This window comes from Clostridioides sp. LIBA-7602, from assembly GCF_056688945.1.
The window spans coordinates 1,991,023-2,002,760 of record NZ_CP196991.1 but is presented as its reverse complement, the minus strand read 5'-3'; the positions used below and the strand labels follow the sequence as shown (position 1 = coordinate 2,002,760).

Below are 11,738 nucleotides of genomic sequence, written 5' to 3'. Positions count from 1 at the left end.
AATGCTTAATAAAAGTCTACTCTTTTACAAATATGTACTCACCATTATCAGATAAATTTTCTTGATACTTATATCCTCCTAAATTAAATTTTTTGAGTTCTTCAGTATCTCTTACTCTGTTTTTTACAATATACTTTACCATCATCCCTCTAGCTTTCTTTGCTTGTGTAGATTCAACTTTTAATTTACCATTTTTACTTACTTTAAAAGTACATGTAATGTATGTATCACTATCTTTAATAAATTTTTCTATGGATTTACTGTATTCATTTGATGTCAAATTAACGATAGCCCTTTTTTCTTTGATTAATTGTTCATATATGCTATTTCCCCAATATTCATACAAATTCTTAAATTCATGTACCTGTAATTTTGTCTGCATTTCTAATCTATACTCATATATACTGTCATACGGTTTTATAACCCCATACAATCCACTTATGATTCGAATACAATTGTCTGCGAACTCTTCATCTTGTTTTGTAAAACTATCTGCCTCTATATTTTTATATTGAATTCCATCATAAGTTAAGATTGCAGGGCTTCCAAGTGTATCAAACTTAATATTCTCAAATCTATTTTTATTTAATATAGCTAATTTTTCATTGATTTTCATTCTGTTTTTAAAATCTTCTATGCTAAATGCCTTTATATTTTCCACTATTTCTTTTGTGTTATCTATAAAACAGGGTAAACTCAAATCTCTATCAAAGGCTTCTATATGCTTCATATTTTTAGCTGGTGATAACATTATAATCATAAATTCTTATTACTCCTGTTTTTCCAAATATTCAAGAATTTCTTGTGCATTTGTATCTGGTTTTGCTTTCTCAAAGACTTTTTCAATAATTCCATTTTCATCTATGATATAAGTTGCACGCACAACTCCCAATGCAGTTTTTCCATACATTTTTTTCTCTTTCCATACATCAAATGCTTTAATAGCAACTAAATCAGGGTCAGAAAGTAAAATAAATGGAAGTTCATGTTTTTCTGCAAATTTTTGATGTGATTTTATACTATCTTTACTTATACCAATAACTTGTACATCATCCTTTTTAAATCCATCATATGCATTTCTAAAAGCACAAGCTTGACGTGTACAACCTGGTGTATTGTCTTTAGGATAAAAATATACTACTACTTTTTTTCCCTTAAAATCAGACATACTCACTTTATTTCCATCTTTATCCTCTAATGTAAATTCTGGCGCTTTTGTTCCTATACTCAACATAAATATCTCTCCTTTTGTTTTTATTGATAATTTTATATTATATATTATTACCCTATATATCTGTACATAAATAAAATTTTTTATTTTTTATATATAAAGTTTCATCAATATATAATTTTCATAATATTTATATTCTAAAAATATACCATAAATATCTCAATTAAAGTATTTAAACTTAAAATCAGATTAACTAATCCATTAATTAAAATTGACAGTATTTAATATATATTAAATACTGTCAATTTACTACCATTTTCATAGTCTATATAAATTTAAATTCTTCAACATCAAACAAACCCAAATCAGTAAGTCTTATTTGTGGAACAACAGGAAGTGCCATAAAAGAAAGTGTAATAAAAGGGTCTACATATTTTGGAACTCCCATACTTCTTGCTATCTCCAACATATTATCAGTCGTTTCTTGCACTTCTTCAGCCTGAAGAGTACTAATTAGTCCTGCTACTTGAAGACTTAAGTGTGCAAGAACTTTTCCATTTGATACAATTACATAACCACCTTGAATATCTTTTAAATAATTTATTGCAACTATTATATCTTCATCATTATCCCCTGCAACTATTATATTATGAGAATCATGAGCCACAGTAGTAGCTATTGCTCCATTTTTTATACCAAATCCTTTTAGTGGAGCAATTGATATGTTTCCAGTCATTCTATGTCTCTCAACAACACAAAGCTTTGAATAATCTTCATTTGGAACAAAATATCCATCTACATTTGGTATAGATTCATATAATTTATTTGTCAAAATTTGATAAGGTACAATTTCCATTACATAATTTTTTGTATTTGATTTTAGCTGTATTTTCTCTTTGCTGATATCTTTAAATTTAACTGTATTAAGTAACTCTTTGTCTTTAATTTCATAATTATAATTAGAGAATATTTCTTTAGTTACTAGCTTACCATCTTTATAGACAGTATCTACCTCCATTTCATTTAAGTTATTCAGCACAACAATATCAGCCTTATAACCAGCTCCTATTGCTCCAATCTTTTTTAGCCCATATACTTTTGCTGAATTATATGTTGCAATCTTTATGGCTTTGATAGGTTCCATTCCTAAATCAATTGCACATTTTATATTCCATCTTATATGACCTTGTTTTTCTATATCATCTAAATGCTTATCATCTGTACAAAACATAAATTCTTCAATTGGCAAGTTATGCTTTAACAATCCATTTACTATAGATTTCAAGTTCTTCGCTGCACTACCTTCTCTTATTAAAATCTTTAGACCTGCTCTCAATTTTTCATATACTTCATCAAAAGTTATACATTCGTGGTCATTTTCTATTCCTGCACACACATATGTCTGAAGTGATTTTCCACTTATATTTGGAGCATGTCCATCTACAATTTTACTTTTAAAAAGTTCTAGTTTTTCTAAGATTTCTTTTTCAGAATCTATAACATCATTAAAGCACATTACCTCTCCTAAGCCTAAAATTCTAGGATTGTTTATGTACTTCTCCATGTTTTTTGCACTAAATTTACCTATTCCATTAGTTTCAAATCTTGTGGCAGGTACAGATGAAGGCATCATAATATATACATTAAGTGGTATATCTTTTGTCGATTCTAATAAAAAATCTATTGCACTTGCTCCCTTTACATTAACCAACTCATGTGGGTCAGCTATGATAGTTGTCGTACCTGATTTTAATAATTTTTTTGATAATTCAATTGGCATTACCATTGTAGATTCAATATGCATATGTGCATCAATAAAGCCAGGTGATATATACTTACCACTACAATCAATTTCTACATTCCCCTTGTAATCGCCAATACCAACAATAGTATCTTCCACTATTGCCACGTCTCCTACTATCAGTTCTTCTGTAAATACATTTATGATTATTCCATTTTTAAGTACAATGTCAGCTTTATCTCTTCCACTTGCTACATCACACTGTCTCTTTAAAGTACTCATTTTTACAACTCCTCTTAAGTTTTTTATATCAATATACTTTGTCGTATTATATATTATAGCTTTATTTATTAATATATATTATATATGAATTTTAATGAAAAGTATCACTTGAAATTTGTTCCATTATTCATTTACTTAAACAGAGAGAACATGAGGAATAATATTATTCCTCATGTTCTCATTAATAGTTCAGTTGTATTAAATTTTTCCTATATATTGACTCATTATTAAGGAGGTGTCTCAAATGAACTTTTTAGTTCACGAGGCTCTCTTTTTTGTATGAAATCAAATATATTTTTATCATTTCAACAATAAAAAAGAGGCTTATCTCTATTTTGAGACAGCCCCTTATCGTTATTTGTATATAACTATCTTTATCCTAAAAATACATAAACTATCATACCTACAAGTATTGCTGGTATGGTGGTAATAATCATAGCCCATAAAGACGATTTTTTATCCATTGCTAGAAGCGGGAAAAGTGCATCTCCATCTTGAGAGATAGAGTTAGCTATCACAGCACCAAGTGGTATAGTTCCCTTCAAATAGAATGACATAAGTACAATTTGTATACCACAGCCTGGAATAAGCCCAAGACCTGCACCTATGAATACACTTATTACACCTGTTGATAATACTAACTTAACTAAGTATTCATCTCCACCTAAAATTAATATTATCAAATCATAAATAAGATATGCAATAAAAATCCATGTAATTACAAATGATATTTCACCAACAGAATGTATAAGCATTTCCCTTAGAGAAATCTTTTTATTTTCTTCTTCTTTTTGGTTGGAATTTTTAAATACCTTTTTAAAACACCACATATAAATTATTGAAAATAATATTCCAATAACTGCTACCAATTCTTCTAATGAGTGTAGCTTCTCAATTATAGGAAGATTGAGACCAGAGTGAGCAAGCGACATAAATATAAAGCCTATTAATATAATTCCTATATAAATTTTATATCCTTTCCCATGTGTTATTATAAATGCAAGTCTATTTGTATTCCCATGAGATTTAGCAAGATTGTCCAAGATTATTTCATCATGATTATGTTCTTCTTTAGAGCTAGTTTTATTTATACTGTGTTTATCCAATTCTCTTCGTTTTTTTAGGCCTAATTTTTCTTCAAGTTTAAAATAATCTACTAACTGACCAGTTATTATTCCTGTAATAGTACTAACTATTGTAACAAAAAAATACATTTTAATATTTGCCGAGATAAGTACAAATGCAGCATCTCCCATACTCGCTATTAAACTTGCAATTATTGCACCAAAGCTCAACTTCCCATTTATGTATAATGGCATTATTGCTAAACTTCCCCCACAGCCTGGTATAGCTCCAATTAAAGCTCCTATCAAAGGTTGCAGTTTTCTGTTTTTTGATATGATATTAGTAAAATTTCCACTAGTTCTATAGTTAATATATCCAAATAACAAAATAAAAAACCCAATCATAGAGCCCACATGTAAAAATGCTTCTTCAGAAGCAGATATTAACATTCCCATTAATTTACCTCCTTACTAATTTTACAATAATTATATTATATTTCATTTGTTATTGATAATCAATATCAATTTATCTTTTATATTCCTAATATTAAAAAGTGCGCATCTTATATTATTAGTTTCTCACATATTAAGATACACACTTTTTGATATTAGCCTATCTATTTACCACATGTAATATGAAATCACATGTGATAAATAAGTTCTATATTATAACAATATCCAGCTGTTGTATTATCTACTAAATTTATAAATTTTCAATGAATGTTACAACTTCTTCTATTATCCAATTAGGTGTAGATGCTCCTGCTGTAATACCTAAAGTCTTATATTCTTTAAGCATATCTACATCCAATTCATCCTTAGTTTCTATTGCAAAAGTTGGAACTAAATCTTCACAAACTTTTACTAATTTTTGAGTATTAGAGCTATGTTTTCCTCCTATAACTACCATACAATCGACTTCTCTAGCCAACTCTTTGGCTGATTCTTGTCTTGTTTTTGTAGCTGAACAAATTGTATCATTAAACACTATTTCTTCTAGTTTATCTGATAGTTTAGCAACTATACTTGAATATAAATCTGGATTTATTGTAGTCTGTGCAACAAGACAATATTTTTTTGAACTATCCAATTCCATATTTTCCATCTGTTCTACAGTCTTTATTATTATTGCTGAATTTTCACACCATCCATTTATTCCTATGACTTCTGGATGTTTCATATCCCCAATAACTATTATTTCATAACCTTTATTATGATACTCACTTACTACTGTATGTATTTTCTTTACAAATGGACATGTAGTATCTACTATTTTTAATTTTTTATCTTTTGCCTCTTTATATATCTTCTCAGGAACTCCATGAGACCTTATTATCATATTTTCATAATTTGGTATTATATCAATTTCATCTACAGTCTTAAGACCTTTTTCTTCATACTTTGCTACTGCTTGTTTATTATGAATAAGAGGTCCTAAAGCATATATGCCAGAAGCATTCTTTTCTACTTCATCCCACGCCATTTTCATTGCTCTTTTAACTCCAAAACAAAAGCCAGCATTTTTTGCTATTTTTACATTCACAAGTTTCCCCCCTTATTTTGAATATTTAAAGTAATTTTGTTTTATTACTTCTAAAATCTCTTGTGATATTCTTTCATGGTCATCATTACTCAATTTTTCTTTAAAATGTTCTTCAAACGATATCGGTTCTCCAATATATACAATTACTTTACTAAATAGTTTATATTTAGATATTATTGATACTGGAACAACTTTAGACTTACTCTTTATTGTAAATACAGAAAGACCTGCTTTAGCTTTACCAAAAGAATCGCCTTTAATTCTAGTCCCTTCTGGAAATATACCTAGTATATAACCATCTCTAATAGACCTTAAAATAGTTTTTATTGTAGATACATCTGGTTTTTCTCTATTTATAGGCATAACATGCAATTTTTTTAATATAAATCCTAATGGCTTAATCTTAAATAATTCTTTCTTTGCAATTGCAGCTATTTCTCTATTTTCTATAGCAGCAGCTAAAAATACAGGGTCAAGATTAGACTTATGATTTGAGGCTACTACTATATTTCCTCTATCTGGGATATTCTCAGCACCTATAACTTCATACTTAAAAAACAGTTTAGAAAAACCTTTAAAAATAGTTATTGCAAATCTATAAAAGTTCACGTTTATCTCCCTTCAATACTACATTATATTTTATCACGATACATCAAACTAAAGATTTATTTTAGAGACAACTTCATCTACAACCTCTTCTATGGTTTTCCCTGTAGTATCTATTTCTAGTGCATCATTAGCTTTCACTAATGGAGCAAATTCTCTATTTGAATCAATTTCATCTCGTTTTATTATATCTTCAATTACTTCCTTTAAAGTAGTATTATATCCCTTATTACAAAGTTCTTTATAACGTCTACTTCCTCTTTCTTCTGGAGTAGCTACTAAAAAGAACTTATAATCTGCATTTGGGAAAACATATGAACCTATATCTCTACCATCTAATATTACTGAACTTTTTGTTCCTATTCTTCGTTGAACTTCAACCATTAACTGTCTTACTTCTTTTATCTTGGCTACAGCAGAAACATTATTACTTACTTCTATTGTTCTTATTTCTTCATTTATAACTTCTTTATCCAAGTATATATTATTATTCTTAAAATCTATATCAGAATTTTTAGCTATTTTAATAACTTCTTCCTCATTATTGACATCAATATTACTTTTTAAACACTTATAAGTAACTGCTCTATACATAGCACCTGTATCTATATAATTTATATCTAGCTTTTTTGCTACTATCTTAGCTATTGTACTTTTCCCAGCCCCTGCTGGACCATCTACAGCTATAACTAAATTACCCATATATACACCTCTATTTATTCATATTTAATTATTAATTAAAAACTACCCTTATACACTAATACCCGAAAGATATCCAGTTGAAAAAGCTATTTGTAAATTGTATCCACCAGTTTCTGCATCTATATCAATTACCTCACCTGTAAAAAATAAATTCTTAATTAATTTAGACTCCATAGTGGAAGAGTTAATTTCTTTAACTGAGATGCCACCAGAAGTAACCATACCAGTGTTTATGCCTGTGGTTCCATTACAAGTCAGCTTCATATTTTTTATATACTCAATAATTTTAATTTCATCTACCTTAGATAAATCACTTGCTTTTTTATCATTCAAAGATAACAAAGCAAGAATTTCCTTTAAGAAATTTTGAGGTAGTATTTGTTTAAGATTATTTATGATATTTTTATTTGGGAATTCTCTGATTCTACTAGAGATTTCATCAGCATTTAAATTTGGTAAAAAATCTATATTTAATTCTACCTTTTCTTTTTCAATAATCTTATTAATATAAGAGGACATTATAAGCACACAGGGTCCTGTTATTCCAAAATGTGCAAATAACATATCTCCTATTTTTGAGATTTTCTTTTTCTTAATCTTACAAGATATTTCTACACTCTTCATAGATATTCCTTGTAAATTTTTAATCCATTTTTCTTCTATTGTAAGTGGAACTAAAGCTGGATATAGTCTATTTAATGTATGTCCATGATTTTGAAGAATCTTGTACATTGAGCCATCTGAACCCGTTTTAGAATAACTTACTCCTCCAGTAGATATAATGACCTTATCTCCAAATATCTTGTCTCCATTATCTAAAATGACTCCTTTTATTATATACTTTAACTTATCCTTGTTAGAATCATCTTTTGCATTGGTTTCTTCAGTTATAATGTCTATAACTTTTTTGTTATACATTATCTTAACATTGTGGTTGATTAAATCTTTATTTAATACTTCTATTACTTCTATAGATTTATCATTTTTAGTATATACTTTATGGTCATTTTCTTCTTCAATCTTATATTCTAAATTTTTACTTTCAAAATATGAGATAAGGTCTTTATTTGTAAATGAATAGAAACTACTATAGAGAAATTTCTTATTGTTTACAACTTTATCAAAAAAATCTTCTATTTCCCTGTTATTGGTAAAATTACATCTACCTCCACCAGTTGCTCTTAGTTTTCTTCCTAATTCTCCATTTCTCTCAATTAATATCACTTCATTATTATTTTTCGAAGCTGATAAAGCTGCCATCATTCCAGAAGCACCCCCACCAACTACTATAACTTTGCTCATAAATTTCTCCTTATAATTGATTCCTACTCTAATGCAGAATTATTTATCTTTACATGATTTTTTATATGGCTTGTATCATTCATTTTTATTATAACAGGACCATAATCTTTAAATTCTACTATATTTAAAGCAGTATTATCTTGTTTAATTCTATATATGTTTTCCATTCCTGACTCTAAAAATGACAATAACATAACTCTTAATGTAATTGAATGAGTAACAAGAATTATATTTTTATTATCATATTTTGCATTTAATTCTTTTATAAAGGCATCTACTCTATCTTTTATAAGTTTAAGAGTTTCTCCTTCTGGTATATTTACTAAGTGTGGTTCATTTCTCCATGTTGAATATATATCTGAATAGTCTTTTTGAATTTCTTTTATTAAAAGACCTTCCCAAACGCCAAAACCCATTTCTCTAAGAGCTTCAGTTTTTTGAACTTCAAGGCCAAGTTTATCACCTAAAATTTGAGCCGTTTGCATTGCTCGCCCTAAGTCACTACTAAAAATATAATCAATCGAATATTTGCCTATATCTTCAGATAGTTCCTTTGCCTGTTCTACCCCTTGAGGAGTAAGGTCTGAATTGCCATGACCTTGTGTTTTTCCTAAAAGATTCCAATCTGTTTGTCCATGTCTTACTATATAAAAAGTATTTCCCATATGCCCTCCTAAATATATGCCTATTTTTATTAAATATAAATTGTTACTTCTCAAAACTTAATTATATCATAGAATACTTTACTTTGTTTCCATTTTATAATTTAATCTAGTATATTATTTTCAATAACTATTATTTATATTTACACGAGTTATTGTCCTATAACAAGATTTTTATACATCTATAAAAATTTCATACATTACTTATAAAATTCTTCAAATCTGTATTTCTGAATTGGATTAAAATATTTATCTGTATCTACTTTTGATAAAAACATATCTAATGGTCTTGCAAATATACCTGTATCATCGTATAAAGTCTTATATAGAACTAAATCATTCTTGTCTTCTTCTTCTTTATGATAAAACTTCCCATCTAAATCTATATATACATATATATCGCCTTCTCTTTCAGTATGTCTAATAACTAACTTATATTTATTTTTAATTAAATCTTCTCTACTGTATAGTTTGCATATGTTTTCTATATTGCTATTATCAACGGCTTTACTAAGTCCCATTGTAGCATAATACTTTCCTTTAAAATGTTTATAGATACAAGGATATTTTAATTTTCTTTTATTTATATCTAAGTAATTTTTTGATTCAAACATTTTATTATAATCTCCCATATCTCTTTCCTTTCTCTTAAAAAGCATTTTATATTTAAATAAGTTACTTGTTTTATATTTTATCATAACTTCAAATTTATTAATAATACAATAAATAAAGAGGCCGTATAAAATACAGCCTCTCAAGATTAATCTTCATAATTATATAATTTTTCTAATTTCTTTTTTAACTTCTTCTTTCTTTCTGAACCCAAAACTCTTATAAAATTATTATTTACAAAAATACAATTATTGCTAAGATAAAATTCACACTTGTCTAAATTTACAATATAACTATTACTACATTTGAAAAAATTTTCTTCTTTCATTAATTTTCTTATACTAGGAGCATTTTCTCCAACTTCGTAAGTGCCACTTTCTGTGTAAATCTTTGATTCATATTCTTGCTTTTCTATGTATAGTATCTCTTTGATATTAATTGAAAAACGTTTATCTTCGTATTCAATATTAATAAAATTTTCATCTTTCATTGTCATCCCTCCAAGTACTTTATTAATTTAATTTTAGTGTTTTTTATCAATATAATCTATCGGAAATATATGTAAGATTGATTCATTTAAGATATTTAAAGTATTACTTTTGATACTGTAGTATCTGTTTACTTTTTCACATTATTTTTTAAAGTTAAAAATACTTTTTTAGATTATATTCATATATATATTTATATATGTCTTTAATAAAATAACTTTTCTATAAGTCTATGTAAAATTATACATAAAGAAGTAATTATTAACTTTTTATTTAAATGAATTTTGTTAGAAATTATATTTGAAGGGGTAGCTTAATTTATTTATATGACATGTCTATTTACAAGTGATTTTTTAGATAAAATGAATTTTGTTAGAAGATAGCAACTAAACATATTTGCTATCTCCTTTTATACCTAACAATTTATATTATTTTTTTCTCTTTAATCTTAAGTATTATACGTATTAATACAAATATTGAAATATTAGATAATATTAATAAGAAAACTATTGCTAAAAAAGCAATTCTTTTCTCTGGAGAAATTTTAACAAGATTGATGATATAATCATAGAGTATAAAAAATGACAATAAATTTGCTATAATAGGAATACATATGTATATTTCTTTTTTACTGATTTTAAAATTTTTACGAGAAATTTTATAAATATAAAGCAATATAGCTAAAATTAATTTTCCTAAAAATATGGCCTCATTCCTATATAAATTTCCACTAAGTAAAATGTTCATATTATCCAAATTATTTACTGACATTACTAATAGCATACTTAATGCATTTATACCTATCAATACCAACCAATAAAAAAATGAAATTACCAGACATTTATATATATTGACTTTGTAATTAGATTTATAAAAAACAATAGTTATAAGTATACATATCCATATTCTACTATCCGCCCCAACATTTATATAGAAAGAAGAAATAATAAGAAAAATAGAAAACAAGAAAGATATATTTAATTTTTTAAAATTAGCTTTTGCTTGACTTGTGTAATCAAAAACTTTTTTGCATGCCCATATTTCTACAATAGAAGAGACAATTGTTATAAGCGTATCTAACATAATAATATCCTCAAAGATGATTAAATTATATTTTTTTTATAAAATAATATAATAAAAAATACATACTAATTATAGCATAAACATACAATTAAATTTGATATAATTAGCTAATTTTTTTAATAATTTTTTTAAATACCTATGAAGTATCAACTATATATTTAATGATAATTTTAAAATATATAAAATTTTTTTTACTTTTACTTCATCTATAATAGCAAAAACAAATTTATGGTTGAAACAATTAAAAATAATCACGTATATTTTTAATATGGTTGAATAGAAATAATGATTTAGATTAAGGAATATTGATATGTTATAAAACTATTTTAAATGTTAAAAATTTTTATTTACTAAGATAAGTGGTATCATTTAACTTGATACTCCCTATTCCAATTATTTTAGGTATTTTACTAAATTAGAACCTACTTAATATTACTTTATGAATAGTGAGTAACTGATTAAATAATACCATTTATGGATTT

The 11,738-nt window shown here is 26.5% G+C and carries 11 protein-coding genes; all 11 read right to left on the bottom strand.

Annotation, left to right across the window (positions count from 1 at the left end):
- Positions 1-16: 16 nt before the first annotated feature.
- The 11 genes from yaaA to ACTG45_RS09500 all read right to left on the bottom strand — a co-directional run bounded on the left by yaaA (position 17) and on the right by ACTG45_RS09500 (position 10,175).
- Positions 17-760, bottom strand: a complete 744-nt coding sequence (gene yaaA / locus ACTG45_RS09550) for a peroxide stress protein YaaA (protein ID WP_479920225.1) — start codon at positions 758-760, stop codon at positions 17-19.
- A 9-nt stretch (positions 761-769) separates the two neighbouring features.
- A complete protein-coding gene (bcp, locus tag ACTG45_RS09545; RefSeq protein ID WP_021384605.1) occupies positions 770-1,234 on the bottom strand; it encodes a thioredoxin-dependent thiol peroxidase in 465 nt (154 codons plus the stop codon).
- Positions 1,235-1,496: 262 nt separating this feature from the next.
- Entirely contained in the window at positions 1,497-3,194 is a 1,698-nt protein-coding gene (gene ade / locus ACTG45_RS09540; RefSeq protein ID WP_479920224.1) for an adenine deaminase, read from the bottom strand.
- A 374-nt stretch (positions 3,195-3,568) separates the two neighbouring features.
- Positions 3,569-4,714: a putative manganese transporter gene (locus ACTG45_RS09535; RefSeq protein WP_479918699.1), complete on the bottom strand. Its 1,146-nt coding sequence runs from the start codon at positions 4,712-4,714 to the stop codon at positions 3,569-3,571.
- 247 nt (positions 4,715-4,961) lie between these two features.
- Positions 4,962-5,801 (bottom strand): 4-hydroxy-3-methylbut-2-enyl diphosphate reductase, encoded by an 840-nt coding sequence (locus ACTG45_RS09530; RefSeq protein ID WP_021384615.1) that lies wholly within the window; start codon positions 5,799-5,801, stop codon positions 4,962-4,964.
- 12 nt (positions 5,802-5,813) lie between these two features.
- Complete coding sequence (locus ACTG45_RS09525) at positions 5,814-6,410, bottom strand: lysophospholipid acyltransferase family protein (protein WP_021384627.1); 597 nt, start codon at positions 6,408-6,410, stop codon at positions 5,814-5,816.
- A gap of 48 nt (positions 6,411-6,458) precedes the next feature.
- Positions 6,459-7,109: a (d)CMP kinase gene (cmk, locus tag ACTG45_RS09520; RefSeq protein ID WP_021384609.1), complete on the bottom strand. Its 651-nt coding sequence runs from the start codon at positions 7,107-7,109 to the stop codon at positions 6,459-6,461.
- A 48-nt stretch (positions 7,110-7,157) separates the two neighbouring features.
- On the bottom strand, positions 7,158-8,411 hold the full coding sequence (locus ACTG45_RS09515) for a BaiN/RdsA family NAD(P)/FAD-dependent oxidoreductase (RefSeq protein ID WP_479920223.1): 1,254 nt from the start codon (positions 8,409-8,411) through the stop codon (positions 7,158-7,160).
- A gap of 23 nt (positions 8,412-8,434) precedes the next feature.
- On the bottom strand, positions 8,435-9,076 hold the full coding sequence (locus tag ACTG45_RS09510; protein ID WP_479920222.1) for a histidine phosphatase family protein: 642 nt from the start codon (positions 9,074-9,076) through the stop codon (positions 8,435-8,437).
- 197 nt (positions 9,077-9,273) lie between these two features.
- Entirely contained in the window at positions 9,274-9,687 is a 414-nt protein-coding gene (locus ACTG45_RS09505) for a DUF1653 domain-containing protein (protein WP_479920221.1), read from the bottom strand.
- Positions 9,688-9,833: 146 nt separating this feature from the next.
- Positions 9,834-10,175, bottom strand: a complete 342-nt coding sequence (locus ACTG45_RS09500; RefSeq protein WP_021384618.1) for a LytTR family DNA-binding domain-containing protein — start codon at positions 10,173-10,175, stop codon at positions 9,834-9,836.
- Positions 10,176-11,738 lie beyond the last annotated feature (1,563 nt).

Excerpts from the sequence above, each read along its gene's own strand:
- yaaA (WP_479920225.1), bottom strand. The coding sequence starts at position 760 with ATGATTATAATGTTATCACCAGCTAAAAATATGAAGCATATAGAAGCC.
- bcp (WP_021384605.1), bottom strand. The coding sequence starts at position 1,234 with ATGTTGAGTATAGGAACAAAAGCGCCAGAATTTACATTAGAGGATAAA.
- ade (WP_479920224.1), bottom strand. The coding sequence starts at position 3,194 with ATGAGTACTTTAAAGAGACAGTGTGATGTAGCAAGTGGAAGAGATAAA.
- ACTG45_RS09535 (WP_479918699.1), bottom strand. The coding sequence starts at position 4,714 with ATGGGAATGTTAATATCTGCTTCTGAAGAAGCATTTTTACATGTGGGC.
- cmk (WP_021384609.1), bottom strand. The coding sequence starts at position 7,109 with ATGGGTAATTTAGTTATAGCTGTAGATGGTCCAGCAGGGGCTGGGAAA.
- ACTG45_RS09515 (WP_479920223.1), bottom strand. The coding sequence starts at position 8,411 with ATGAGCAAAGTTATAGTAGTTGGTGGGGGTGCTTCTGGAATGATGGCA.
- ACTG45_RS09510 (WP_479920222.1), bottom strand. The coding sequence starts at position 9,076 with ATGGGAAATACTTTTTATATAGTAAGACATGGACAAACAGATTGGAAT.
- ACTG45_RS09505 (WP_479920221.1), bottom strand. The coding sequence starts at position 9,687 with ATGTTTGAATCAAAAAATTACTTAGATATAAATAAAAGAAAATTAAAA.
- ACTG45_RS09500 (WP_021384618.1), bottom strand. The coding sequence starts at position 10,175 with ATGAAAGATGAAAATTTTATTAATATTGAATACGAAGATAAACGTTTT.